Source organism: Blastomonas natatoria (assembly GCF_003201955.1).
In the GTDB taxonomy this organism is placed as follows: domain Bacteria; phylum Pseudomonadota; class Alphaproteobacteria; order Sphingomonadales; family Sphingomonadaceae; genus Blastomonas; species Blastomonas natatoria.
On record NZ_QJJM01000013.1, the window covers coordinates 1 to 24,509 of the forward strand.

23 protein-coding genes and 1 riboswitch are annotated in these 24,509 nt (G+C 65.0%); of the genes, 10 read left to right on the forward strand and 13 right to left on the reverse strand.

Annotated features, from left to right (window positions below):
- Positions 1–172 precede the first annotated feature (172 nt).
- Both acs and C7451_RS15185 read left to right on the forward strand, forming a co-directional pair.
- On the forward strand, positions 173–2,131 hold the full coding sequence (acs, locus tag C7451_RS15180; RefSeq protein ID WP_110299815.1) for an acetate--CoA ligase: 1,959 nt from the start codon (positions 173–175) through the stop codon (positions 2,129–2,131).
- A 106-nt stretch (positions 2,132–2,237) separates the two neighbouring features.
- Positions 2,238–2,462 (forward strand): hypothetical protein, encoded by a 225-nt coding sequence (locus tag C7451_RS15185; RefSeq protein ID WP_110299816.1) that lies wholly within the window; start codon positions 2,238–2,240, stop codon positions 2,460–2,462.
- A 3-nt stretch (positions 2,463–2,465) separates the two neighbouring features.
- On the opposite strand, the gene C7451_RS15190 is transcribed toward C7451_RS15185, so the two are convergent.
- Positions 2,466–3,230 (reverse strand): prepilin peptidase, encoded by a 765-nt coding sequence (locus tag C7451_RS15190; RefSeq protein ID WP_208625230.1) that lies wholly within the window; start codon positions 3,228–3,230, stop codon positions 2,466–2,468.
- A 152-nt stretch (positions 3,231–3,382) separates the two neighbouring features.
- Between C7451_RS15190 and C7451_RS15195 the strand changes: the two genes are divergently transcribed.
- The 5 genes from C7451_RS15195 to C7451_RS15215 all read left to right on the forward strand — a co-directional run bounded on the left by C7451_RS15195 (position 3,383) and on the right by C7451_RS15215 (position 9,754).
- Positions 3,383–4,579, forward strand: a complete 1,197-nt coding sequence (locus tag C7451_RS15195; protein ID WP_110299817.1) for a thiolase family protein — start codon at positions 3,383–3,385, stop codon at positions 4,577–4,579.
- Between the two features lie 77 nt (positions 4,580–4,656).
- Positions 4,657–4,846: riboswitch (cobalamin riboswitch) on the forward strand.
- A gap of 150 nt (positions 4,847–4,996) precedes the next feature.
- Positions 4,997–6,889, forward strand: a complete 1,893-nt coding sequence (locus tag C7451_RS15200) for a TonB-dependent receptor plug domain-containing protein (RefSeq protein ID WP_167398571.1) — start codon at positions 4,997–4,999, stop codon at positions 6,887–6,889.
- Between the two features lie 86 nt (positions 6,890–6,975).
- Entirely contained in the window at positions 6,976–7,998 is a 1,023-nt protein-coding gene (locus C7451_RS15205) for an ABC transporter substrate-binding protein (protein WP_244181949.1), read from the forward strand.
- A complete protein-coding gene (locus C7451_RS15210) occupies positions 7,995–8,984 on the forward strand; it encodes a FecCD family ABC transporter permease (RefSeq protein ID WP_110299819.1) in 990 nt (329 codons plus the stop codon). Before C7451_RS15205 ends, C7451_RS15210 begins: the two co-directional genes overlap by 4 nt.
- Positions 8,981–9,754, forward strand: coding sequence for an ABC transporter ATP-binding protein (locus C7451_RS15215; RefSeq protein WP_110299820.1), 774 nt, complete (start codon positions 8,981–8,983; stop codon positions 9,752–9,754). Before C7451_RS15210 ends, C7451_RS15215 begins: the two co-directional genes overlap by 4 nt.
- 6 nt (positions 9,755–9,760) lie before the next feature.
- On the opposite strand, the gene C7451_RS15220 is transcribed toward C7451_RS15215, so the two are convergent.
- The 7 genes from C7451_RS15220 to hisG all read right to left on the reverse strand — a co-directional run bounded on the left by C7451_RS15220 (position 9,761) and on the right by hisG (position 17,785).
- Positions 9,761–10,648: a cupin-like domain-containing protein gene (locus C7451_RS15220; protein ID WP_110299898.1), complete on the reverse strand. Its 888-nt coding sequence runs from the start codon at positions 10,646–10,648 to the stop codon at positions 9,761–9,763.
- Positions 10,641–11,843, reverse strand: a complete 1,203-nt coding sequence (locus C7451_RS15225; RefSeq protein WP_208625231.1) for a GNAT family N-acetyltransferase — start codon at positions 11,841–11,843, stop codon at positions 10,641–10,643. The genes C7451_RS15220 and C7451_RS15225 overlap by 8 nt, the downstream gene beginning before the upstream one ends.
- Positions 11,844–12,046: 203 nt before the next feature.
- Positions 12,047–14,179 (reverse strand): sodium-translocating pyrophosphatase, encoded by a 2,133-nt coding sequence (locus C7451_RS15230; protein WP_110299822.1) that lies wholly within the window; start codon positions 14,177–14,179, stop codon positions 12,047–12,049.
- A gap of 143 nt (positions 14,180–14,322) precedes the next feature.
- Complete coding sequence (gene thiL / locus C7451_RS15235) at positions 14,323–15,246, reverse strand: thiamine-phosphate kinase (RefSeq protein ID WP_110299823.1); 924 nt, start codon at positions 15,244–15,246, stop codon at positions 14,323–14,325.
- Between the two features lie 130 nt (positions 15,247–15,376).
- Entirely contained in the window at positions 15,377–15,823 is a 447-nt protein-coding gene (gene nusB, locus C7451_RS15240; protein ID WP_110299824.1) for a transcription antitermination factor NusB, read from the reverse strand.
- Positions 15,824–15,833: 10 nt separating this feature from the next.
- Positions 15,834–17,123 carry a histidinol dehydrogenase gene (gene hisD, locus C7451_RS15245; protein ID WP_110299825.1) on the reverse strand — a complete coding sequence of 430 codons (1,290 nt, stop codon included), beginning with the start codon at positions 17,121–17,123 and terminating at the stop codon, positions 15,834–15,836.
- Positions 17,120–17,785, reverse strand: coding sequence for an ATP phosphoribosyltransferase (gene hisG, locus C7451_RS15250; RefSeq protein WP_023836982.1), 666 nt, complete (start codon positions 17,783–17,785; stop codon positions 17,120–17,122). The genes hisD and hisG overlap by 4 nt, the downstream gene beginning before the upstream one ends.
- Before the next feature lie 38 nt (positions 17,786–17,823).
- On the opposite strand from hisG, the gene C7451_RS15255 reads away from it, so the two are divergent.
- The gene (locus C7451_RS15255) at positions 17,824–18,870 is read left to right on the forward strand and encodes a DUF2332 domain-containing protein (RefSeq protein ID WP_110299826.1); all 1,047 of its coding nucleotides are present in this window, start codon (positions 17,824–17,826) and stop codon (positions 18,868–18,870) included.
- Positions 18,871–18,955: 85 nt separating this feature from the next.
- Here C7451_RS15255 and C7451_RS15260 read toward each other — a convergent pair whose 3' ends face one another.
- Together C7451_RS15260 and C7451_RS15265 are read right to left on the reverse strand one after the other, a co-directional pair.
- Positions 18,956–19,579 (reverse strand): hypothetical protein, encoded by a 624-nt coding sequence (locus C7451_RS15260; RefSeq protein WP_146215388.1) that lies wholly within the window; start codon positions 19,577–19,579, stop codon positions 18,956–18,958.
- Positions 19,580–19,850: 271 nt separating this feature from the next.
- The gene (locus tag C7451_RS15265; RefSeq protein WP_110299828.1) at positions 19,851–20,231 is read right to left on the reverse strand and encodes a VOC family protein; all 381 of its coding nucleotides are present in this window, start codon (positions 20,229–20,231) and stop codon (positions 19,851–19,853) included.
- Positions 20,232–20,388: 157 nt separating this feature from the next.
- On the opposite strand from C7451_RS15265, the gene C7451_RS15270 reads away from it, so the two are divergent.
- The gene (locus C7451_RS15270) at positions 20,389–21,522 is read left to right on the forward strand and encodes a hypothetical protein (RefSeq protein ID WP_110299829.1); all 1,134 of its coding nucleotides are present in this window, start codon (positions 20,389–20,391) and stop codon (positions 21,520–21,522) included.
- On the opposite strand, the gene C7451_RS15275 is transcribed toward C7451_RS15270, so the two are convergent.
- The 3 genes from C7451_RS15275 to C7451_RS15285 all read right to left on the reverse strand — a co-directional run bounded on the left by C7451_RS15275 (position 21,519) and on the right by C7451_RS15285 (position 23,750).
- Positions 21,519–22,409, reverse strand: a complete 891-nt coding sequence (locus C7451_RS15275) for an alpha/beta fold hydrolase (RefSeq protein ID WP_110299830.1) — start codon at positions 22,407–22,409, stop codon at positions 21,519–21,521. The genes C7451_RS15270 and C7451_RS15275 overlap by 4 nt on opposite strands.
- A 160-nt stretch (positions 22,410–22,569) precedes the next feature.
- The gene (locus C7451_RS15280; RefSeq protein WP_110299831.1) at positions 22,570–23,466 is read right to left on the reverse strand and encodes a pirin family protein; all 897 of its coding nucleotides are present in this window, start codon (positions 23,464–23,466) and stop codon (positions 22,570–22,572) included.
- Positions 23,463–23,750 (reverse strand): BolA family protein, encoded by a 288-nt coding sequence (locus tag C7451_RS15285; protein ID WP_110299832.1) that lies wholly within the window; start codon positions 23,748–23,750, stop codon positions 23,463–23,465. The genes C7451_RS15280 and C7451_RS15285 overlap by 4 nt, the downstream gene beginning before the upstream one ends.
- A 66-nt stretch (positions 23,751–23,816) precedes the next feature.
- Here C7451_RS15285 and C7451_RS15290 point away from each other — a divergent pair, with 66 nt between their 5' ends.
- Entirely contained in the window at positions 23,817–24,467 is a 651-nt protein-coding gene (locus C7451_RS15290; protein ID WP_110299833.1) for a DnaJ domain-containing protein, read from the forward strand.
- Positions 24,468–24,509: the final 42 nt, after the last annotated feature.

Consider the following 24,509-nt stretch of genomic DNA (forward strand, 5'->3'; position numbering starts at 1 on the left):
CACCGAGATCGAAATCGCGCGGGGTGGGGCATGCCCCACCCCGCGCGATCACCTCAATCTACACCAGAAATTACACCACGAGCGCGGACGCTAACTTGCTCCGCAACGCCTGGTGCGGCACAACAGACGGACGAAATAGCTGACAAAGCCAAGTTTTTCGAGGATGCGAACAATGAGCCAAGATGCCGCGACCGATGCTCAGGCCGAGCCCCTGATCGCACCTCCCGAAGATGCCCAGACCTGGTGCACGCCGACCCAATATGCGGAGCTTTATGCGGCATCGCTACGTGATCCCGACGGCTTCTGGGCGCTGCAGGCAGACCGGATCGACTGGAGCTCAAAGCCAACCCATGTCGACCGATCGAGCTTCGACCCGGTCAATATCCGCTGGTATGACGATGGCGAACTGAACCTCTGCCATAATTGCGTCGACCGGCATGTGCTGGCCGGTCACGGTGGGGACACGGCGTTCATCTGGGAGGGCGATGCGCCCGGCGACGTCCGGTCGCTGACCTATGATGCGCTGCTGGCCGAGGTGCAGCGTTTTGCCAGCACGCTGGTCGAGATGGGCGTCAGGAAGGGTGATCGGGTCACCATCTACATGCCGATGGTGCTGGAAGGCGCGATCGCCATGCTCGCCTGCGCGCGGATCGGCGCGATCCATTCGGTGGTGTTCGGCGGCTTTTCTCCCGAAGCGCTCGCAGGGCGGATCGAGGATTGCGCCAGCCGTTTCATCGTCACCGCCGATGCCGGAATGCGCGGAGGCAAGACGGTGCCGCTCAAGGCCAATGTCGATGCGGCGCTGGATCAGCATGGCATCAGCGTCGATGCGGTGCTGGTCGTGCGGCATACCGGCGCGGACATCGCGATGACGCAAGGCCGCGACCATTGGTATCACGAGCTGGCCCAAACGGTCCCCGCGACCTGCCCGTGCGAGCCAATGGGCGCAGAGGACCCGCTGTTCATCCTCTACACCTCTGGCTCGACCGGCAAGCCCAAGGGCGTGCTGCACACCACCGGCGGCTATGCGGTCTGGGTCGCGACGACCTTCCATTACGCCTTCGATTACCGGCCTGGTGAGGTCTATTGGTGCACCGCCGATATCGGATGGGTTACCGGGCACAGCTATTCGGTCTATGGCCCGCTGCTCAACCGCGCGACCAGCCTGCTGTTCGAAGGCGTGCCCAACCATCCCGACCATAGCCGATTCTGGGACATGTGCGAGCGACATGGTGTGAACATCTTCTACACCGCGCCGACCGCAATCCGCGCGCTGATGCGCGAAGGCGAGGCGCCGGTCGAGAAGCACGACCTCAGCGCGCTGCGGCTGATCGGGTCGGTGGGCGAGCCGATCAATCCCGAAGCCTGGCGCTGGTACCGGCGCACCGTCGGCAAGGACGCCATTCCGGTGATCGACACCTGGTGGCAGACCGAGACTGGCGGCATCATGATCACCACGCTGCCTTATGCCCATGCGATGCGCCCGGGCAGCGCGGGCATGCCGTTCTTCGGCATCCAGCCCGAACTGGTCGATGCCGATGGCAACATCCTGGATGGCGCGACCGAGGGCAATCTTTGCATTGCAGCCTCCTGGCCTGGCCAGGCGCGCACCGTCTATGGCGATCACGACCGCTTCGTGCAGACCTATTTCAGCACCTACAAGGGCAAGTATTTCACCGGCGATGGCTGCAAGCGCGACGAGCAGGGCTATTATCGCATTACCGGCCGGGTCGATGACGTGATCAACGTATCGGGGCATCGCATGGGCACGGCGGAGGTGGAAAGCGCACTCGTCCTGCACCCCCGGGTTGCTGAAGCCGCAGTGGTCGGCTTCCCGCACGATATCAAGGGGCAGGGCATCTACTGCTATGTCACGCTCAATGTCGGCGAAGCGGCGGACCAGGCGCTTGCGGGCGAGCTGAAGGCGCTGGTGCGCAAGGAGATCGGCCCGATCGCGACGCCCGACCATCTCCACTTCACGCCTGCACTGCCCAAGACGCGCAGCGGCAAGATCATGCGGCGGATATTGCGCAAGATTGCGGAGAATGATTTCGGTTCGCTCGGCGATACCAGCACGCTGGCTGATCCTTCGGTGGTCGATGCGCTGATCGCGGGACGGCGGGCGGTCTGAAACTGCTGGTCAACGGGCCAGCATGCTGCCATGGTGAGCCATCGGCTTGGCTATTTCGTCGTTCGATTTCTGCGCGACCGCAGCCTTGACCGAAAGCATTCCCATCATGTTGCATCACTTCAAGGCGACTCTGGTCGTCGCTGGCCTGTTCGGCCTCGTTGCCTTGCCCTTCGTCGGGGTGATGCTCATCCTGCTCGCCGTCGGCGCGTCGTCCGGGCTCGTGATCGGTCTGGGTTTCATGACGCTGCTCGCCAGCTGCGCGATCGCCGTCTCACAGCGCGGACAGACTTTTCTGGGCGACAATATGCGCAGGGCCACGCAGCGCCGTTGATCCTCAGGCGAGCGGCCCGGCCAGCGCTACGGGCCATGCTGCGAGTGCCAGCAGGGTGCCGAGCGGAAAGCGTGTGGCGCTGTCGATCGCAAGGCCGCGCCGTTGCATGACCAGCGCGGCTGCCAGGCCAAGACCGCTGGCGATCATCAGCACAATGGGCAGCGCCTGCCAGCCGAGCCACAAGCCGATAGCGCCAAGCAGCAACGGATCGCCGCCGCCCAGCCCTTCGCGTCCGCGCATCAGCCGGTAGAGCAGGGCGACCAGCGACAGTCCGCCAAGGCCCGCACCGGCACCAATGATCCGGCTGGTCCAGTCGGGCGGCAGGCCAAGCGCTGCACTGGCGAGGCCGCCCAGCGCCAGCGCAGCCGTGAGCGGGTGCGGCAGCCAGTAATGCTGCCAGTCGAGCAGCGCGAGCGGGAGCAGCAGCCAGCCGAGGAACGCGATCGCCAGCCCCTCGATGCCTGGATGCAGGGCCAGCGAAACCGCTCCGATCAACGCAGCAGCCAGCTCGATCAGCAGGCTGGAGCGTCCGATTGCAGCACCGCATGCTGCACATCTTCCGCGCAGCACAATGTAGGATACGAGTGGAATCAGCTGCCAGGCTTTCAGCACGGTACCGCAGCTGTCGCATTGCGATCGCCCGGTCGAAATCGGTCGCCCTGCGGGCCAGCGCACCACAAGCGCACCGATGAAGCTGCCGAAGATCGCACCCAGCATCGCCGCTGCGATGGGCGCGATCACGGGATGCTGGAGCAGAGGCGCATACATGGCAAAACGGGCCCGTTGCCGGGGATCGGCACAGCGTCTGCGCATAACCGCTGGTCGTGCATCAGGCCAAGCGCTTTGTCGCCCGATTGCCTTGCCAGCGCAGGGGCACTAGGGGAGGGCGCATATATCACTGCTGACAAGGGATTTATGCCATGACCGCATTTTCCGCTTCCGATCCTGTCGTTATCGTTTCGTACGCGCGTACGCCGATGGGCAGCTTCCAGGGTTCGCTTTCGGGCGCCAGCGCCACCGATCTCGGCGCGACTGCCGTCAAGGCTGCGGTCGAGCGTGCCGGAGTTGCCGGCGAAGCCATCGAGCGGATCTATATGGGCTGCGTACTGCCTGCAGGTCTTGGTCAGGCACCTGCGCGCCAGGCGGCCTTGAAGGCCGGCCTGCCGCAATCGGTCGAGGCGACCACCGTCAACAAGATGTGCGGCAGCGGCATGCAGGCAGCGATCATGGGGGCGGAGGCACTGGCCTCGGGCTCGGTCGACCTGCTGGTAGCAGGTGGCATGGAAAGCATGACCAACGCACCGTACCTCCTCACCAAGCATCGCGGCGGGGCGCGCATCGGCCATGACCGCGTGATGGATCACATGTTCCTTGATGGCCTGGAAGACGCCTATGAGCCGGGCCGCGCGATGGGCAGCTTTGCCGAGGAAACGGCAGGCGAATATCAGTTCACTCGCCAGGATCAGGACGATTACGCGATCGCCTCGCTGACCCGCGCGCAAAAGGCGCAGAGTTCTGGCGGCTTCGACCGTGAGATCGTTCCCGTCGAGATCACCGGACGCAAGGGCACGGAGACGATCGACAAGGACGAACAGCCGCTCAAGGGCGATGCCTCCAAGATTCCCAGCCTGAAGCCCGCGTTCGCCAAGGATGGCACGATCACGGCGGCGAACGCCTCGTCAATCTCCGACGGCGCGGCGGCTCTGGTGCTGACCCGGCAGAGCGTCGCCGACAAGATGGGCCTCAAGCCCGTCGCGCGGATCGTCTCGCATGCCGCGCACGCGCATGCACCGGCCAGGTTCACCACCGCGCCGGTCGATGCCAGCCGCAAGGCACTCGAAAAGGCGGGCTGGAGCGTCGATGATGTCGATCTGTTCGAGGTCAACGAGGCTTTCGCCTGCGTCTCGATGATCGCGATGCGTGATCTCGGCATCCCGCACGAGAAGATCAACGTGCATGGGGGGGCCACAGCGCTGGGTCACCCGATCGGTGCGAGCGGCGCGCGAATCATCGCGACTCTGGTTTCCGCGTTGCAGACACATGGCGGAAAGCGCGGCCTCGCTTCGCTGTGCATCGGCGGCGGCGAGGCAACGGCCGTCGCGGTCGAGCTGGTCTGATGCAACATTCCCCCGGTCTGTCAGCACGGCAGGCCGGGGCACTTGTCAGGCCGGATTGACAAGCCTGGCCAAATCCAGCAATTGCCCAACCAGATGGTTCCTCCCTTGACCGGGGGGCGAAGAGGGAAGCCGGTGAAAATCCGGCGCTGTGCCCGCAACTGTCAGTCGGGAGCCGACGGCCACTCAAGTCACTGGGAGAAATCCCGGGAAGACGGCCCGGGGCGATGATCGACGAGCCAGGAGACCTGCCATCGCGTCGTTCATCCGGGGGCCGGGTCCAGCCTGTTCGGATGGGAAAGTCCTTTCCTTCGTAACGACATGCCACAGGCCGCAGTCGCGCCAGGAATGTTCCTGGGGGGCCTTGATGTCGTTCATCTGCCTTCCCGCTTCGGCAGCGGCAAGGGCCGGGGGAAAACCGTGTCCAGAATTCTGCGCTCCATCGCCATTTCTGCGCTCGCGCTGGCAGCGGCGACGCCGCTCCATGCCCAAATCACCAGCGACGATGATCTCGACAATATCGTCGTCTCTGCCAGCCGCATCATCCAGAAGCGCTACGAGACCGGCCAGTCGATCACCGTTGTCGAAAAGGAAGAGCTCGACCGCCGCCAGAACCAGGTGTTGAGCGACGTGCTGCAGACGCTGCCCGGCGTCAGCGTGGCGCGCAATGGCGGCCCCGGCGGCACGACCAGCGTGTTCATCCGCGGCGGCGACAGCTCGCAGACGCTGGTGCTGGTCGACGGCGTGCGCATCAACGATCCCAGCTCGCCCTCGGGCGCGTTCGACTTCAGCTCTATCCTCACCGGCAATGTCGGCTCGGTCGAACTGCTGCGCGGGCCCAATTCGGTGATCTGGGGCAGCCAGGCGATCGGCGGCGTCATCAATATAACAACGATCGAGCCGAAAGAGCATTTCCGCGCCAATGTTCGCGGCGAATATGGCTATCGCGATACCGGGCAGCTGGTCGCCAATGTCTCGGGGATGAGCGGCATCGTCTCGGGCGGTGTCGGCGCAAGCTGGTTCCGCAGCGACGGCATCAGCGCCTGGGATGAGCGCAGCGGCGCCACCGAGACGGACGGGTTCGAGAACCTGACCCTGAATGGCAAGCTGCAGGTGCAGTTCAGCGACGCAATCATGCTCGACCTGCGCGGCTTCTATACCGATGGCGAGACCGAGTTCGACAATCCGCCTGCGGACACGCTGCCAGTGACGGACAACCGACAGTTCGTCGGCTATGTGGGGGTGAATGTCTTCCTGTTCGATGGCCGTCTCAACAACCGCATCGCTTATACCCGCACCGACGTCAGGCGGATCACCACCGACCCGACCCCTGGATCGTTCAACCCCGCGCGCGCCAGGGGCACGATCGACCGGTTCGAATATCAGGGCACGGCGGAAATCGCCGATCCGCTGACCCTGGTTTTCGGGGTGGAGCACGAGCAGAGCGAGGCGAGCACTTTCTTCCCCTCGTTCAACACCGAGCCGGATGTCAGCGATGTGCACATGACCAGCTATTACGGTCAGGCGATCGTGCGTCCGCTCAGGGGGCTGACGGTCACCGGCGGCGTCCGCGTCGACGACCAGCAGGTCTTCGGCAGCAAGACCAGCCTGGGCGGCAATATCGCCTATACGCCCAATGGCGGTGGGACGGTGTTTCGCGCGACCTATGCCGAAGGGTTCCGTGCTCCGGCGCTCAGCGAGCAGCTTGCGGCGTTCGGCAATCCGAACCTGCGCCCGGAAACTGCACGCAGCTATGATGCCGGGGTCGAGCATTCGCTGATCGAAGGCAAATTGCGGGCGCAGGCGACCTGGTTCCGGCGCAATACCGAGGACCTGATCGTGTTCTCCTCCGCGACATTCAGCCTCGAGAACATCGCGGCTGCACGGGCCGAGGGCGTCGAACTGGGTCTCTGGATCCAGCCTGCGCGCAATTTCACCGTGCAGGCGCAATACAGCCTGGTCGATACCGAGAACCGCTCGCGCGAGCTCGACTTCTTCGGTCGCTCCAATTTCGGCAACCGGCTGGCGCGGCGCGCCAAGGACAGTGCCTCGGTGCTGGTCGACTGGACATCGCCCTGGGGGCCGGCGCTGGGCGCGACCTTCCTGATGCAGGGTGACACGTTCGACGATGTCGCCAACACCATCCGGCTTGACGGCCATGTCCGCGTCGATCTGCGCGCGAGCTGGAGCCTTTCGGACACTCTGGAAGTCTATGGCCGGGTCGAAAACCTGTTTGACGAGGCCTATCAGACCGCGTTCAACTATGGCGTGCCGGGCCGGGCGGGCTATGCGGGGATCAGGTTGAAGATGTGACCGACAGCAGCTCTTCTCGTCATTCCCGCGAAGGCGGGAATCCCGCTTGCTTTTTTGCAGGTAGCGGGACCCCCGCGTTCGCGGGGGTGACGGGATGGCTGCGCAAATCGTTCCTCGTGCTTCCGCTGGCTCTCGCCGCCTGCTCGCTTGGCAAGGCGGCCACCCCCGCACCACTCGAAACCCCGGTGCGGGCGATGCGGATCGTCAGCCTCGATTATTGCGCGGACCAATATGTGCTCAAGCTGGTGGACAAGAGCCGCATCCTCGCGCTGTCCCCCGATGCGACGCGCAGCTTTTCGTACATGCGCGGTGCAGCCAGCGGCATGCCCAAGGTCGCCCCGCGTGCCGAGGACGTGCTGGTGCTCAAGCCCGATCTGGTATTGCGCAGCTATGGTGGCGGCGCGGATGCAGGTGCGTTCTTTGCGCGCGCCGGGGTGCCGGTGCTGCAGCTGGGCTATGCCGAGGATCTGGCAGGGGTGCGGCGCGTGCTGGTCGAGACGGCAGATGCGCTGGGCGAGCGGGTGCGCGGGGAGCGGATCGCGCGCGAGATGGATGCGCGGGTGGCGAGGCTGTCGGAAAGCAAATTTTCTCCGTTTGTCCCGAGCGTGTCGAGGGACCTTGCACAACCGCTGCGAACACGTCCCTCGACTTCCCGGCATGGCCGGGAAGTTTATCCCGAGCGGCTGGCTTACCAGCCAGACGAGGGGCTCGGGACAAACCGGGGGGAGAGCGATACTGGCTTGGTGTCCACAAACGCCAGCAAGCCAACCCTTCTTTACGCCACCCCCGGCGGGGTCACTTCCGGGCCAGGATCGCTGATCCACGAACTGATCGAGCTGGCCGGATACCGCAACTTCCAGACTGCGCCCGGCTGGCAACCCCTGCCGCTCGAGCGGCTGGCTTATGAGAAGCCCGATCGCGTTGCCATGGCATGGTTCGGGCGGCGTGATTACAATCCCGATCAGTGGAGCGCGGCACGGCATCCGCTGATGCGCAGCGCCAGCGAGCATCCGGTGATCGGCCTGGAAGGCGCCTGGACCGCCTGTGGCGGCTGGTTCGTGCTCGATGCCGCCGAGGCCATGGCGCGGGCCAGGGGCACGCAGCCGTGACGCGCGCCCGCTGGCTGATCCCGGGATTGTGCCTCGGCATCCTGGTCGCGCTGGTTGCGGCCTGCCTACTGGGATCGGTTCCGCTGCCGCCCGCGCGCATGGCGGCGGCGCTGCTGGGTCAGGGTGAGCCGGGCGACATGCTGGTCGTGTGGCAGGTGCGTCTGCCCCGGGCGCTCGCGGCGATGGTCGCCGGTGCAGCCCTTGGTATCAGCGGTGCAGCGCTGCAGGGTCTGCTCCGCAATCCGCTGGCAGAGCCGGGCGTGCTCGGCGTGTCTGCCATGTCGGCTCTGTTCGCCACGGTGGCGCTCTTCTATGGCTTTGCGGCTGCGATTCCGTTCGCACTGCCGCTGGCGGCGATTGCGGGCGCGCTGGCGGCGACCGCGATCATTGCCTGGGCCGCGCCGCGCACGCGGTCGGTGGTGACCCTGATCCTGGTCGGCGTCGGAATTTCCAGCTTCTCAGGCGCTATCATGGCGCTGCTCATGAACCTCGCACCGAACCCGTTCACGCTCGCCGATATGGTCACCTGGATGATGGGGTCGGTCGCCAACCGCAGCCTCGACGATCTCGCGCTCAGTGCTCCGTTCATTGGCGCCGGTGCAGTTCTGCTGGTCGCGGCGCGGCGGGGCCTTACGGCACTCGCCCTGGGTGAGGAAGCGGCGGCAGGCGTCGGGCTCGACGTTGCGCGACAGCGGGTGCTGGTGGTCCTCGGTGCTGGCTTCGCGACCGGCGGCGCTGTGGCGCTGGCAGGGGCGATCGGCTTTGTCGGGATCGTGGCGCCACATCTGGTACGTCCCTGGGTCGGCTATGATCCGGCACGCGTCCTCGTGCCGAGCGCCCTGCTTTCTGGTCTCATCCTCGTGCTGGCCGATATCGCGGTCCGGATCATTCCCGGCGATACCGAGCTGAAGCTGGGCGTGGTCGCCGCACTGATCGGTGCGCCGATCTTCGTCATGATCGCCATCCGGCGAGGATCGGCACGATGAGCGAGGCGGGGTTGCTGGTTGAGGCCGCGAGCCTCTCGATCAAGCGGGCGGTGCTGCTCGACCGTGCGTCGCTGAACCTGCGGCCCGGCGAACTGGTGGTGCTGCTTGGCCCCAATGGTGCAGGCAAGACCAGCCTGCTGCGTGTTGCGCTGGGGCTGGCCAGGCCTGACATCGGCACGGCGCTGCTCGATGGCGCGGACCCTGCCACAATGACCGCCGGTCAGCGGGCCCGGCTCGTCACTTACCTTCCCCAGATGCGCGATCTCGCCTGGCCGATCCGGGTGCGCGATGTCGTGGCGCTGGGGCGGTTCGCGTTCGGGGCTGCCCCAGCGCGGCTGGCCGATGCGGACCAGCTGGCGGTCGCCCACGCCCTGGCTGCCTGCGACCTTGGCGATCTGGCCGACCGGGCCACCGACACGCTGTCAGGCGGCGAACTCGCTCGGGTGCATATTGCCCGCGCGCTGGCATCGCAGGCACCGCTGATCGTTGCGGACGAGCCCGTCGCTTCGCTCGACCCTCGGCATCAGCACCAGGTCATGCGGCTGATCCGGAGCTTCGTGAATCGCGGAGGCGGCGCGCTTGTCGTGCTGCACGATCTCGATCTGGCCGCGCTTTATGCGGACCGACTGGTCTGGATGAACGAGGGGCGCACCCTCGTCGGTGGCAGCGTTGCCGAGACGATGACGCCGCACTGGATCGAGGCGGTCTATGGCATCGAGGCGAGCGTCACCCGGACCAATGGTGCAACCCGCGTGCTGGTCGGCCGCTGACCCCGTTCAGTCAAGGCCGAGCTTGCGCAGGGCGCGATAGCCGTAGGATTTTACCAGGTTGTTGACCGGATATCGGCGCGGCGGCGAGGGGCGCAAGCCGTATTTGCGCAGCACGCTGTTCATCGCATGGGCGTCGGTCTCGGCATAGCTCCATTCCGAGCGCCATGTGATCGACAGCGAGATCGATGGCTTGTCGCCGTTGCGCACATAATGCGGCGCCATCACCGGCACGAAGATAGCTTGGCCAGGTTCGAGCCTGTAGCCGGTGCCGTGCAACGCGAACGCGTCGTCCCAGGGCAGGTTGCGCGGACCGCCGCCCGAATGATAGGCCTCATGCGCTTCCGGAGCGGCAAAGCGGGGATCGCCAGCCGGAAACACGGTCATCGTCTTGGTTCCACGCAGCTGCAGCAGGATGTTGTGTTCGGGATCGAAATGATAGGGCGTCATCGAGCCCGGCGAGGACACGAAGATGAAGCCTTCGGGGCGCAACATCGCGCCGGTGGTCTTGGCCGTGACATCCTGCAGCTCGGCGAGCAGGCTCATCAGCAGGTCGCGATAGGCGGGGACCTGCTCGATATTCTTGAGCACGCACCAGCTGTTGGCGCTGTCGATGTTCCGGATGGTTTCGCCGATGGTGAGGCCGGTCTTGGGCACATCCTCGGGGCGGATACCGATCGGCAGGTCGCCGCGATTATACTCCAGCGACTTTTCCGGCAGGCTCTCGCCCAATTGCGCAAGCGCTTCCAGTTCGATCAGCGGATGCCGCAGGAGACCGTGGGTCAGGATATGCGCCGTTTCCGGATAGCACAGGGCAAAGCGCGCCTTGGCATCGGCGGTGAACGTGTCGCTCTTGCCGGGCCGGGAAAAGTCGGTGCGGTGGGGCTGGTCAGTCATCATCGGTCTCCAGGGGAGCAGAAGGTAGCAGGCCGGGGGAGCGCCTCGCGCGACGGCGGTCCATGAATCGCTCGCCCTGACGAAAGGCGGCAAACAGCGCTGGGCGGCCGAAGCCCTTGAGCCCGACCGAAACGCGGCCGACATGGCGCCGCTCGGCCCACAGGCTGTCGATCATCGGATGTCCTTCGGCGGCGCAGCTGTCCATCCAGGCAAGACCATGTTCGCGCAATATGCCGAGATTGTCGATCTGGAGCAGGACGCCGGGCGAAAAGCGCGCATAGGCCTCGTCAAATGCGGTCTTGAACGAGAAGCCACCGGGCGGACTGAGAAAATTGACCAGCATCGCCAGCGGCTTGCCATCGAGGCGCATCGCCACAAGGTGCAGCTTGCCCGAGGCGTACGCCTGATGCGTCGCGGCGAGGAAGAGGGCGCGCGTTTCCGCATGATCTGCGAGCGCGGATCCGTTTCGGCCTTTCCAGCCGGCCTGTTCCAGCGCAAGGAATTCGGCCAGCCAGGCATCAAGGCCCGCATCGCCAAAGCCGTGTAAGGTCTCGATCGTGCCCAGGTCGGCAAGACGGTTGCGAAGCCGGGCGATTTCCTTGCGCTTCTTCTTCCGCACCACGGCTTCGTAATAGGCCTGCCCTGCCATCGTCGTGGCCAGCATCGCGCGTTCTTCGGCCAGGACGATGTCGCAGACCCGGCGCTGGTCGGTACACAACTGGGCTAGCGCGGCAAAGACCGGCCCGTCCGTTGCGATGCCGTACAGATGCAGAAACACGCCGCTGTCCATCCGGCGGTCGAGATCGGCCAGAAGCGCCTGCCAGAAGGCGCGTTCGTGCCCGGCCTTGATCAGTGGCGTGCCCAGAAAGCAGTTGGGATGTCGCCAGTTCTGGCTGTGCGAAACCGGCCAGCGCCCGTAATATCGCTCGACGGCCATCGGCATCAACCCGACAAGCGTTGATCCGTCGGATACGGTGATCAGGCGTGCCCGCTGCAACGGGTCGCAATGATCGATGGCGGGCGCGAGATATTCGGGGGCATGGAAGACATTGGGTTCGCTGGCGTGATCGGCCAGCCGATGCCAGGCGGCCATGAAGGCGGCGTCGAGCCTTTTCGGGTCGAGCAGAGCGAGTCGCATGGCATCTGCCACCTGCGCGGTGGCGTTCGATCCAGCCATGAGCAGGCCCTGATCCATGCCGTATCTGCGTCCTGCCTTTGCCCGCGACATTCGCGGCCCCCCGCAGGTTTTATAGGGGCGGAATGCAAAACAACAGCTTAAGTGGAATGGTTAACCCGTTAAGTGCGCCGGTTCTGCAGGATTTTGCGCAAGAAAATGCCCCGCCAGGCGCAAGGTCGGCGGGGCAAGTTGTCGTTCAAGCCGCGAGGCTATCGCATAGGTCAGCCTGCTGCAAGCGCCGCGAGCAGCAACAGCGCAACAATATTGGTGATCTTGATCATCGGATTGACCGCCGGGCCTGCGGTATCCTTGTACGGATCGCCCACGGTATCGCCGGTCACTGCCGCCTTGTGTGCGTCTGAACCCTTGCCGCCATGGTGTCCGTCCTCGATATATTTCTTGGCATTGTCCCACGCGCCGCCGCCGCTGGTCATCGACAGCGCGACGAACAGGCCCGAGACGATCACGCCCAGCAGCAGCGCGCCAAGCGCGGCAAAGCCATTGGCCTGGCCCGCCACCGCCGTGATGACGAAATAGACCACGATCGGTGCCAGCACCGGCAGCAGTGAGGGGATGATCATTTCCTTGATCGCGGCCTTGGTGACGAGATCGACCGTCCGGGCGTAATTCGGCTTTGACGTGCCTGCCATGATGCCGGGATTGGTGCGGAACTGCTCGCGCACTTCTTCCACAACCGACCCTGCGGCACGACCGACAGCGGTCATGCCCATCGCGCCGAACAGATAGGGCAGCAGCGCCCCGAGCAGCAGGCCGACGATGACATATGGGTTGGACAGCGAGAAATCGACCGGCACGTCAGGGAAGAACTCCTTGAGGTCGGTCGTGTACGCACCGAACAGCACCAGCGCGGCAAGCCCCGCCGAACCGATGGCATAGCCCTTGGTCACCGCCTTGGTGGTGTTGCCCACCGCATCGAGCGCATCGGTCTTCTCGCGCACGCTGTCGTCCAGCCCCGCCATTTCGGCGATGCCGCCCGCATTGTCGGTGACCGGACCATAAGCGTCCAGCGCCACGACCATGCCGGCCAGCGCCAGCATCGCGGTCGCCGCAAAGGCGATGCCGACGATCCCGGCGAGCTGATAGGCGATGATCACCGCAACCACGATCAGCAGCGTCGGCAGCGCGGTCGCCTCGAGGCTGATCGCCAGACCCTGGATGACGTTGGTGCCATGCCCGGTTTCCGACGCCTTGGCGATGGACTTGACCGGACGATAGTTGGTGCCGGTATAATATTCGGTGATCCAGATGATGATGCCGGTCACCGCCAGTCCGATCAGCATGGTGAGATACAGGTCCATGCCGGTAAAGGTTTCCGGTCCCGCCGCGTCAGCGGTCTTCATCGCATAGGCGGTGTTCATGCCGACCACGGCATCGGTGACGAAATACAGGCCGATGGCAGAGAGGATCGCGGTCACCGCAAAGCCCTTGTACATTGCACCCATGATCGAGCCGCCCGAGCCGAGCCGGACGAAATAGGTGCCGATGATCGAAGTGATGATGCAGAGGCCACACAGGCCGAGCGGCAGCCCGACCAGCGGAAGCAGCGCGGCATCATCGCCCGCCACCAGTAGCGCGATGGCCACCATGGTCACGCCGATGGTGACGACATAGGTTTCGAACAGGTCGGCGGCCATGCCGGCGCAATCGCCGACATTGTCGCCCACGTTATCCGCGATCACCGCCGGATTGCGTGGGTCATCCTCGGGAATGCCTGCCTCGACCTTGCCGACCAGGTCCGCGCCGACATCGGCCGCCTTGGTGAAGATGCCGCCGCCCAGGCGCGCGAAGATCGAGATCAGCGACGCCCCGAAGGCCAGCGCGACCAGGCCGTTGACGATGTTGCGGTCCTCGGGGTCGCTGAGGCCATGGCCCGCTATGGCGTAGAGATAATAGAAATAGCCCGCGGTCGCGAGCAGGCCGAGGCCCGCCACCAGCATGCCGGTGATGGCCCCTGCGCGAAAGGCGAGGGTGAGGCCCGCCTGAAGCGAGGTGCTGGCCGCCTGCGCGGTGCGCATGTTCGCGCGCACAGAGATGTTCATGCCGATATAGCCCGCCACGCCCGAAAGCACCGCGCCGAGCACGAAGCCGATGGCGGACACGGGGTTGCCGAACTTGTCGAGAAGCGCCCAGACGAGTGCCAGCATCACGATGCCGACAATGGCGATGGTACGATATTGGCGGCCGAGATAGGCCTGTGCCCCCTCCTGGATTGCCGCGCCGATTTCCTGCATCCGGGCATTGCCGGGCGATTGGCTCAAAACCTGTCTGCTGGTGAATATGCCATAAAGGACTGCAACCACCCCGCAAAGGATGGCAATCAAGACCACGTTCATGCGTCGCTCTCCCAAAAAGCGATGGCCTCTCGGCCGAACAGGCGATCACCGCGCCCTTCATGAACGTCAGCGTCCCCCGCGCATAGGTATAAGCGGGTGTTGCAAGCGTGCAACTTAATAAAGTTAGGGGGTGTGGCAGCCCCTCAGCCGTGCAGCCAGCCGAGTTTTTCTGGGGTTTCGATCGGCATGCCGTTCCAGCTGAGCGTAAGCCCTTCGCCTTGGGTAAAGCCGCCAATGCGGCGCGCAGGCACGGGCAGATGCGCCTCGGCATCGGCGGCGAACAGCAGCTGATAATCGTCGCCACCGGTGGCCGCAGCGATCGCTGCGGCCTGGTCGCTGCCGATCGTGGCGACGAAATCGGGCGAGAGCGGAACCTGCGCCAGGTCGATCCGCACCGCCAGGCCCGAGGCCCGCGCCATGCGGGCGGCATCGATCAGCAAACCGTCGGACACGTCCATCACCGCGTGCGCGACCTGCGCCAGCGCTGCGCCGTCGGCGATCCGCGCCTTTGGGCGGCGATAGGCCGCGATCAGCGTTGCAGGCTCGGTCTTGCCGGTCTGCAGCAGCGTCAGCCCCGCCCAGCCATCGCCGATCGTGCCGGTGACGAACAGCCCGTCGGTAACCAGCGCGCCTGAGCGCGAGGGCGGGACGGGCACCGAGGGCAGGCCGATCGCGGTCAGCGACAGCACCCTCGCCTGGCCGGGCGGAACGCTGACTGTATCGCCGCCGATCAGCAGCAGGCCATGATGGTCGAGCGCAGCTTTGAGTCCTTGCACGAAAGCCGCGTCCCAGTCGGCATCGCGCGACAGGCTGTGCCCGGTGAGGCAGGCGAGCGGAGTCGCGCCCTTGGCGGCGAGATCGGACGCGTTCACCGCGACCAGCTTCCACGCGATGTCTGCGGGTGGATCATCGGGCAGGAAATGCACGCCTTCGACCAGCATGTCCTTGGTCAGGACCAGCGTCTGCTTGTCGATCGTCAGCACCGCCGCATCGTCATCGAGCCCGCGCGCCGACGGATCGGTGGCGATGGTGCGGAGCAGGTCGATAAAGGCGGGTTCGGTGGTCATCCTGCATTGGCCCTTGCGCCTTACGTCCCTCGACTGCGCTCGGGACAAACGGGAGAAGTTAACAGCGAGTCGCACCCCTATCCGTTTGTCCCGAGCGAAGTCGAGGGACGTTTTCGCGACCTGGCCTCAATTAGCGCCGCACATCCTTGGCGATCCCGTCGAGCAGACCGTTGGCAAAGCGCGTGTCCTTGGCATCGAAGAACGCGTGCGCGACATCGAGATATTCGTTGATCACGCTACCCACCGGCACGTCGGGCCGCGCGAGCAACTCGTAAGTCCCTGCGCGCAGAATCTGGTGCAGCGTGCGGTCGATCCGGCCCAGCGACCAGCCATCGGCCAGCTTGGCCTCGATCAGCCCGTCGATTTCCTCGAGCCGCGCCGCCGTGCCCTTCACGACATCGTCGAAGAACGCGACGTCGGCTTCGGCATATTGCTCGTCCTCGATTTCCGCGCCCAGCCGGTGCTGGTGGAATTCGTGGAGCAGCTGCGCGACCGGAGTCTTTTCCATCGCGTGCTGGTAGAGCGCCTGGACGGCGGCGAGCCGTGCGGCGGAGCGGGAGCGGGATTTCTCGTTCATGTCGTTTCCATCAGGTCAGCCGGCGCCGGACGCTCTCGGCATGGGCGGGCAGGCCCTCCATCTCGGCGAGCGCGACGGCGGCGGGGCCGATCGCGGCAAGGCTGTCGGGATCGAGCTGGATGAAGCTGGTGCGCTTCATGAAGTCGAGCACCGAAAGGCCCGAGGAGAAGCGCGCGCGTCGTCCTGTGGGGAGCACGTGGTTCGGCCCGGCAACATAGTCGCCCACAGCCTCGGGCGTGTGGCGACCGAGGAACACCGAGCCTGCGTGGCGCACCCTGGCGAACAGCGCTTCAGGATCATCGACCGCAAGCTCGAGATGCTCGGCGGCGAGGCGGTTCACCAGCGGCATCGCGTCTTCGAGGCTGTCGACCACGATGATCGCGCCATTGTCTTCCCACGCCTTGGTCGCGACCTTGCGCGTCGAGAGCGCGGCGAGCTGCACGCCGACCGTGTCTGCGACAATATCGGCAAAGCTCGCGTCGTCGGTGAACAGGATCGACTGGCTGGTCGGGTCATGCTCGGACTGGCTGAGCAGATCGGCGGCGATCCATTCGGGATCGTTCTTGCCGTCCGCAACGACGACGATCTCCGACGGTCCGGCAACCATGTCGATGCCGACCACGCCATAGAGCTGGCGCTTGGCCTCTGCGACCCAGGCGTTGCCGGGGCCGGTGATGACATCGACCGCGCGGATCTTCTGCGTGCCATAAGCGAGCGCGGCGACTGCGTGCGCGCCGCCTATGCGCCAGATCTCGTCGACACCGGCAAGATGCGCGGCGGCGAGCACCAGCGGATTGACCTGGCCCTTGGGCGTCGGCGTCACCACGACCAGCCGCTCGACCCCTGCGACCTTGGCGGGGATCGCGTTCATCAGCAGCGAGGAGGGATAGGCTGCGCGGCCACCGGGCACGTACAGCCCCGCCGCATCGACCGCGCTCCAGCGCGCGCCGAGGCGTACGCCCGCAGCGTCGGTATAGTCGCGATCCTCGGGCAGCTGCGCTTCGTGATAGGTGCGGATGCGGCTTGCTGCGAGATCGAGCGCGGCGCGCAGATCATCGGAGAGCGCGGCATAGGCGGCGGCGCACGCGTCCTTGCCGATGCTCCAGCCATTGCCGTCGAGGCTGTGGTCGTCGAAGCGCGCGGTATAGTCGGCCAACGCCGCATCGCCGCGCGCCTTCACATCGGCGATGATCGCGGTGACGTCGCGGCTGACCTCGATATCGCTCTCGCGCCGACCGCGCACCAGCCTGTCGAAGGCCTGGGCGAAATCCTTGTCGCTTGTGGAAAGACGGTGGGTCATGCGGCCTGCCTGCGTTCTGCGGCCAGATCGCGGAAAGCGGACATCAGCGGTCCCAGCCGCGCATGATCCTTTTTGAGCGCGGCGCGGTTGACGATGAGGCGCGCCGAGACCTGGGTGATGACTTCGGTTTCCACGAGGCCGTTGTCCTTCAATGTGCGACCCGATTCCACCAGATCGACGATCCGCCGCGACAGGCCGAGCGAGGGGGCCAGTTCCATCGCACCGTTCAGCTTCACGCATTCGGCCTGCACGCCCTGGCGCTCGAAATAGCGGCGGGTGATGTTGGGATATTTGGTTGCGACGCGGATATGCGACGGGCGCGGCTGGTTGCTCGCGGCCTCGTCTGCAGGCTCTGCGACCGACAGACGGCAATGGCCGAAATTGAGGTCGACCGGCGCGTAGAGGTCCGAATAATCGAACTCGTCGATCACGTCGGAACCGACAATACCGATCTGCGCTGCGCCATGCGCCACGAACGTCGCGACATCGAACGCGCGCACGCGGATGATGTCCATGTCCGCGCGGTTGGTGCCGAAACGCAGCGAACGGTTCTTCGGATCGTGAAATTCGGCGGCCGGCATGATACCCACCCGTTCGAGCACGGGCAGGGCATCGTCGAGGATGCGCCCCTTGGGCACGGCAAAGATCAGCGTATCGGCCATGGCCGCGGCATGTAGGGCCAAGCAGGGCAAAGGGCAATATGAACCGGACAGAGGGAATCATCAGCGGTATCGCGGTTCAGGCCGAACATGCCGAACAGAACGGCGCACCCGCCACTGCCCGGCTGTGCCGCGCGCAGATTGCGCTGATGCAGGGGGACAGCGCCTGCGGTCGCCGGATCGCGGCCTGGCCGGGCCATGTGCTGACCGATGCCATGCCGCTCAGGTTCACCGGCGGGCTGCACCATCTGTTCCGCAAGGGGGAGGCGCCCGAACTCGGGCCGGTCTATGCCTGCGAGGAGACCCGGCAGGACGCGGTGGACGCGATCGTCGCTTGTGTCGTCGCGCGCCACGATGCCGAATTGCTCCCCTGGTTCGATGGCCCGCCGCAGACCAACGAGGCGGGGCGCTCGGCAAGCTTCGTCGCGGCGCTGCACTGGCTGGCGAGCCGCACCACGGACCGGTTCGAGCTCAACGAGATCGGATCGAGCGCGGGGATGAACCTGCTGATCGACCGCTATGGCTATGATCTGGGCGGGGTGTGTTCCGGCCCCGCTGACGCGCCGTGCGTGATCGCGCCCGAATGGCAGGGACCGCCGCCGCCCGCAACGCCCTTCAGCATCGAGGCGGTGCGCGGGTGCGACGTTAACCCCATCGACGTGCGCGATGCCGCAGCCGCCGACCGGCTGATGGCCTTTATCTGGCCCGAAGCGGAGGCCCGTTTCGCGCGGATGGAAGCAGGCATCGCGATGATCCGGACGCGCGGCGTCGATCTTGTCCAGGCCGACGCCGCCGACTGGATCGCCGCACGCCTCGCCGAACCGCAAGAGTCGGGCGTCACCCGCGTGCTGATGCACTCGATCGTCTGGCAATATATCCTGCAGGGTCGCCAGGCGATCATCGAAGCCGCGATGGAGGAAGCGGGGGCGAAGGCGACCCCCGAGCGTCCGCTGGCATGGATTTCGCTGGAAACCAACCGGGCGACCTTCCGGCACGAGCTGAAGGTGCGGTTCTGGCCCGGGGGCGGGGAGGCGCAGCTGCTCGGCGAGGCGCAGGCGCACGGGGCCTGGGTGCGGTGGCTGGGGTGAGGGGGGCAGAATGTTTGGTACTTGGTCCTGTAATCATTTTTAGGCGGCTAGCAGTCGGTCAATTGCCTCTGTCGCGAGCCATACATCACCTGCGCCAACCGAAACCGTTCGTCCGAAGAACGAGACTCATGACGAGGACAAGAAGCGTTATAAAAGCGAATGCCAGCCCTATAGTCAGATCCAAATCGTCGACAAAGGTCGCGCAAGGGGCTCGATCATCGAAGCCAGTGGGAGGAAGGTTGGTGTTGGGTATGCCACGGATGCGACAAGCGAATTCTTGGACTGATACCTGCGAGAGGATCTCATGAATAATCATCCGAAACCCATAAACGGCCATGGCTATCGCCAATAAAATATTGGCACGCTTGATATGCAAAAATTCTTTAGTTCCAGCTATTGCGGCAATTCCCCAGTAAACAGCAAATATTGTTGCCAAATAAGTGATGGTTTCAATCAAGTCGTTCACTATGTTATTTATTTTAATCGTATGAATTAAATTGTCTCCTTTAAAGAATAGGATTGTGCTGCCCGCATAGGTAGTAAAATAGATGAAAACGAATGTAACAATGGGCGCCATGCTATAACCGAAGCCCATAATGGCGGGTTTAACACGATTCTTTAGCTCTCTCGCAATCATAGGCAGGCTTTCCATTGATGCATTGAAGCTGGTATTGGCAATATCTGCAATGGGATTTTTGTAATGAGCCATTCTTTAGGAATAGGCTTTCATTCGCCCCACATCCGCTCAGCCTGAACTTGTCGAAGGCCCGGCGGCCAAGCGTCCGGCATCAACCGTTTGCCGGCGAAAGCCGGAGTCCAGAGGTGGGAGCCATCTCGCTGTGGATTCCGGCTTTCGCCGGAAAGCGGCTGAGGGTGGGGAAACCGGTTGCCCGGGGCTTTAGACAGGCCCAGGCTGAGCGGGGTTTGGCGTAAGTGCGCTGATTCTTCGCGATCAGCGCGGATTACACCATGCACCACGCCTATTGCGTCGCCACCCACCAGATCGTGCCGGAAGGATCGCGGAAGCCGCCGCGCAGGTCGTCGTCATAGGCCTTGCGTTCGGGTTCGCGCACCGCCTCGGCACCAGCGGCGAGCGCGCGGTCGTAGACCGCCTGCGCGTCGGGCACGTACAAGTGCAGGTGCACCTCGCCCGATCGATATTCGGTCGCGCCGCCGCCGACCATGACGATGCTGTCGTCGATCCGCAGTTCGGCATGCATCAGCGATCCGTCCGGTCTGTCGAAGCGCCGCTCGACGCTTGCGCCGAACACCGTGGCGAGAAAGGCGATCAGCGCGTCCGGATCGGCACAGATCAGATAGGGGCTGAGGCTGGGATAGGAGGCGGGTTTCCAGTCGGGCATGGCGAGCTCCCTTGCGTTGACGTCAGTTTACACGCCCATCGGAACGCGCACCATAGACAAGCGCGGCTGTCACCATAAAGACGCCGATGCGCGCTAGTCGGCAATCTGAGGGATGCGATGGACCTTCATCGCGCTGCCATGAGGATGTCGCAGACCGATGAACAGCCTGCCGCCCGCAGCGCAGTTTTCGCCCGATGCCCTGGCGCTCCGCGATCCCGATGCGGTGCTGTTCGGGGATCGCTTGCAGGCCCTGGGCAGCCGCGCGCTCGTCGCCAATGTCGAGGCCGAGGCGTTTGTCGAACGCGCGGGCGGCCACGCGCTGCCGGTGATCGTCACCCATGGCGCGATCGGCACCAGCTATGTTGCCGCCCCGCATAGCGCCTATGCGCTCTATCCGCGCGCCGAGCTCGATCTGGTCGATCTCGGCTGGATGCGCGGGCCTGCCTCGCTCGCCATTGCGGCGGCAGACGGCGTGCTGCGCGCGCTCGCGATCAACCGCGCGGTGCAGATCGACAACTGGCTGCTGTCGACCTGCCTGCATGGGCACTGGAAAGGCGAGGGACTGGCCGATCTGCGGCAGCGACTGGCGGCGCGCTTTCCCGACCATTATCTGCTGATCCGCTCGGTCGACGACTGGTCGTGCCCCGAGCTGACCGCCGCACTGCGCGACGATGGCTGGATGCTGCTGCCATGCCGCCAGATCTGGGTGACCGATGATCTTCAGCGTGACTGGGCAGTGCGCAAGAGCGTGAAGAACGACGGACGCAAGCTGGCGCAATCGGGTCTGGCGATCGAGGATGTCGCCGTGCTGGGCGATGCCGATGCTGCGCGGGTCGCCGAGCTTTATGCGATGCTCTACATCGCCAAATACTCCGCGCTGAACCCGCAATATAGCCCGCGCTGGATGCAGCTGGCGGTCGAATGCGGGCTTTTCCATTTGCGGGTCGCGCGGGATGCCAGCGGGCAGATCATGGCGGCAGTGGGGATCGTCGCGCGCGGCGGCATCGCGACCAACCCCATGATGGGATACGACATGGGGCGTCCGCAGTCGGACGGCCTGTATCGCATCGCATCCTGGCTGGTCGGCGATTTCGCGCTGCGCCATGGCCTGAGGTTGCACGGATCGGCCGGCGCGGGGCATTTCAAGCAGCAGCGCGGCGCGCGCAGCGAGATCGATTACATGGCGATCCATGCCGGGCATCTCGCGATGGCGCGACGCCTGCCGTTGAAGGGCATCGCTTCGGCGCTCGAAACCCTGGCGGTGCCGCAACTCAAGCGGCGGATGCTCTAGGCGGCGAGAAAGTCTTCCATCGCCGCGATCAGCGTCTCTGGCGATTCCCAAGGGACGAAATGGCCACCGGAGGCCTTGACCAGCGTGAGATCGGACACCAGCGTTTCGATGCCGTCGAGCAGCGAGGGTCGCAGAGCATAATCGTCCATCGCCCAGTAGAGCAAAGTCGGCTGCGTGACCGGCGGGAAGGGGCGCGAGAGATAGGCCGGGCGTTCGACCTCTACGCCTGCCGGCGGCACGATCAGCGGACTGGCGCGGTACCAGTTCACCATCGCGGTGAACGCGCCGGGGGTCAGCCATTGCTGTAGATAGATCGCGCGCTCCTCCGGGGTGATGTGCACCGCGGCGCTGGGCTCGGCAAAGCGCGAATCGAAATAGGCGTCCCAGCCCATGGCGCGCACCTTGTCCTCGAAATCGGGCGCGCGCATCTCGGTGATGTATTGCGCGGACATGCGCTGGTCGGGATCGTCGAACAGTGCCTTCTGATAGGTGAAGGGGTGCGCGGCATTGGCCATGACGAGCCGTGTCACCCGGTCCGGATGGTTGAGCGCCGCCATCCAGGCGATCGCGCCGCCCCAGTCGTGCCCGACCAGGGTAAACGTCTCGATGCCAAGATGATCGGCCAAGGCCAGAAGATCGGCGACCATGTGCTTGGGCTGATAGTTCTCGACCCCTTCGGGCTTGGAAGAGTTGCAGAAACCGCGCTGGTCGGGTGCGATCAGCCGGTAGCGATCCTGAAAATGCCGCATGACATGGCGCCATGTCCGATGCGATTCGGGAAAGCCGTGGAGCAGGATGAGCGGCGGGGCATCTTCCGGCCCGGTGATCGCGACATCGAGCTCGACCCCGGTCGGCAGCGCGATGCGGGTAAGGGGGAAGTCGGTCATTCGGCGGCTCTCCGTTCTTTGGTTGCGCGCCAACCTTAAGTAATCGCTTAAACCTCGTCACCCCCGCGCAGGCGGGGGTCTCGCTTGTTCTCCAGCGCTTAGCAGGCAAGCGGGATTCCCGCGTTCGCGGGAATGACGCGAGATTCAAGGGAATGGCGGGTTACGTCCGGCCCCTGGTGAGCGGCACTTCGGGAATGGGGATGAACTCCTGTTCGTCGCCCGGCACTTTCGGAAACGCGCCCCGGTTCCAGCGCTCCGCCGCATCGCGGATGCGCTCGTTCGATGAGCCGACGAAATTCCACCAGATATGCCGTTCCGAGGCGAAATCCGCGCCGCCGAGCAGCATCGCGCGGCCACCGCCCAGGCTTTCGAGCTTGGGCTTGGCCCCCGGCGCGATCAGATAGAGCAGATAGGGTTCGAGCGGCAGGCCATCGAGCGACGCATCGCCATCGACCAGCATTACCGCGCGCTCGTCCGCTTCGCTGTCGATGGGGAGCGAACCGCCCGCCTGCAGCACCATGTCCGCATAGATGGTCGGGCTGTGGCACGTCGTCGGCGCGGTCTCGCCCCAGAGCGAGCCCATGATCACCCTTGCACCGACCTTGCCGTCGTCGATCATCGGCAGTGCGTCGCAGCCGATATTCTCGAAGGCGGGGTCGGTGTCCTCCAGCGCATCGGGCAGCGCCAGCCAGGTCTGCATGCCAAACAGCTTCGCGCCGCTCGCCATCTCGGCTTCCGGGCTGCGCTCCGAATGGACGATGCCGCGTCCGGCGGTCATCAGGTTCACCTCGCCTGGATGGATGGTCTGGAAGGTGCCGAGCGAATCGCGATGATCGATCCCGCCGGTGAACAGATAGGTGACGGTGGCGAGGCCGATATGCGGATGCGGGCGGACGCCCAGATCGCGCCCGATATCGAGCTGTGCCGGGCCGAATTCGTCGACGAAGATGAACGGTCCCACCATCGCGCGCTTCTTCTGCGGCAGCACGCGGCGCACGGTGAAGCCGCCCAGATCATGGCTGGTCGGCAGCAGGGTGAGGGCGAGGGGGGACGTCATGCCTCCCCTGGCGCCATGGCCTTGATCGCCAGGGCATGCACCTTCTGCCCCGGCAGGTCGCCCAGTGCGCGGTTGACCATGCGCTGGCGTTCGAGCCGCGATTTGCCTTCAAACGCCGCGCTCTCGATCTCGACGGTGAAATGCGATTCGCCGCTGCCGTCATCGCCCATATGGCCCGAATGCTTGGCGCTGTCGTTGGTCACGTCGAGCCGGACGGGCGAGAGCGCCGCGATCAGCCGGGTTTCGATTTCGCTGGCCATCGGCCCCTTGGTTTTCATCGTCATGCGCACCTATATAGGCCGCTTTCCGCCCATTGGCGAGGCGGCGCACTCAGGGATTGGCAGCAGGTTTTGGCAGATAGCGGCAACTCGAGCCAGGATGGCGGCAGCGCGCGGCGGCGTACCCGGTTTCATGGCCGGGTCGAGGGCACGGGGCGGCGGTGCGACTGGGCGGGGTGCCAGGAAGATGGCGAATTTCGCGCCCCGCCAGCCGAAGAATCGCGCCACGGATCGCGGTTCGACGGGCCGGGTCGCTATCGCTGGTTCTGCCTGGAGCATATTCGCGAGTTCAACGAACGCTACAATTTCTTCGCCGGGATGAGCGCGGAGGAAATCTATCAGGCGCAGCGGCCGACAGCGGGATGGGACCGCGAGACGCGCGCCTTTGCGGCGGGTGCGGGCCAGACCCCGCGCTGGGGCGACTTTGCCGATCCGCTCGATGCCATCGGCGCGCGCTTCCGCCAGAACATGGCCGATCGTGCGCGGGCTGCGGCAGATAATGCGCGCGCGCAGCAGCGGGGCCTGTCTGCGGCAGACCAGAATGCGCTGCGGACGCTAGGGCTTGGCGCCGATGCGACGCGTGCGACGATCCGCAAGGCCTATTCGCAGCTTGTCAGGACCTATCACCCCGATCGCAATGGCGGCGACCGCAGCCACGAGAAAGCCTTGCAGGAGGTCATTGCCGCCTATACGCACTTGCGCAAACTTGCCGCCTTCGCCTGATTGGGCGGAGAGCCCTTCGACGACTCAGACCACCGGATGAAG

Coding starts and splice junctions, on each gene's coding strand:
- C7451_RS15220 (WP_110299898.1), bottom strand. CDS start 10,648: ATGACTGACCAGCCCCACCGCACCGACTTTTCCCGGCCCGGCAAGAGC.
- hisD (WP_110299825.1), bottom strand. CDS start 17,123: ATGACCCACCGTCTTTCCACAAGCGACAAGGATTTCGCCCAGGCCTTC.
- C7451_RS15285 (WP_110299832.1), bottom strand. CDS start 23,750: ATGACGATGAAAACCAAGGGGCCGATGGCCAGCGAAATCGAAACCCGG.
- C7451_RS15230 (WP_110299822.1), bottom strand. CDS start 14,179: ATGAACGTGGTCTTGATTGCCATCCTTTGCGGGGTGGTTGCAGTCCTT.
- C7451_RS15275 (WP_110299830.1), bottom strand. CDS start 22,409: ATGACCGACTTCCCCCTTACCCGCATCGCGCTGCCGACCGGGGTCGAG.
- C7451_RS15255 (WP_110299826.1), top strand. CDS start 17,824: ATGAACCGGACAGAGGGAATCATCAGCGGTATCGCGGTTCAGGCCGAA.
- C7451_RS15270 (WP_110299829.1), top strand. CDS start 20,389: ATGAACAGCCTGCCGCCCGCAGCGCAGTTTTCGCCCGATGCCCTGGCG.
- hisG (WP_023836982.1), bottom strand. CDS start 17,785: ATGGCCGATACGCTGATCTTTGCCGTGCCCAAGGGGCGCATCCTCGAC.
- C7451_RS15185 (WP_110299816.1), top strand. CDS start 2,238: ATGTTGCATCACTTCAAGGCGACTCTGGTCGTCGCTGGCCTGTTCGGC.
- C7451_RS15215 (WP_110299820.1), top strand. CDS start 8,981: ATGAGCGAGGCGGGGTTGCTGGTTGAGGCCGCGAGCCTCTCGATCAAG.
- C7451_RS15195 (WP_110299817.1), top strand. CDS start 3,383: ATGACCGCATTTTCCGCTTCCGATCCTGTCGTTATCGTTTCGTACGCG.
- nusB (WP_110299824.1), bottom strand. CDS start 15,823: ATGAACGAGAAATCCCGCTCCCGCTCCGCCGCACGGCTCGCCGCCGTC.
- C7451_RS15265 (WP_110299828.1), bottom strand. CDS start 20,231: ATGCCCGACTGGAAACCCGCCTCCTATCCCAGCCTCAGCCCCTATCTG.
- C7451_RS15260 (WP_146215388.1), bottom strand. CDS start 19,579: ATGGCTCATTACAAAAATCCCATTGCAGATATTGCCAATACCAGCTTC.
- acs (WP_110299815.1), top strand. CDS start 173: ATGAGCCAAGATGCCGCGACCGATGCTCAGGCCGAGCCCCTGATCGCA.
- C7451_RS15280 (WP_110299831.1), bottom strand. CDS start 23,466: ATGACGTCCCCCCTCGCCCTCACCCTGCTGCCGACCAGCCATGATCTG.
- thiL (WP_110299823.1), bottom strand. CDS start 15,246: ATGACCACCGAACCCGCCTTTATCGACCTGCTCCGCACCATCGCCACC.
- C7451_RS15225 (WP_208625231.1), bottom strand. CDS start 11,843: ATGGATCAGGGCCTGCTCATGGCTGGATCGAACGCCACCGCGCAGGTG.
- C7451_RS15190 (WP_208625230.1), bottom strand. CDS start 3,230: ATGTATGCGCCTCTGCTCCAGCATCCCGTGATCGCGCCCATCGCAGCG.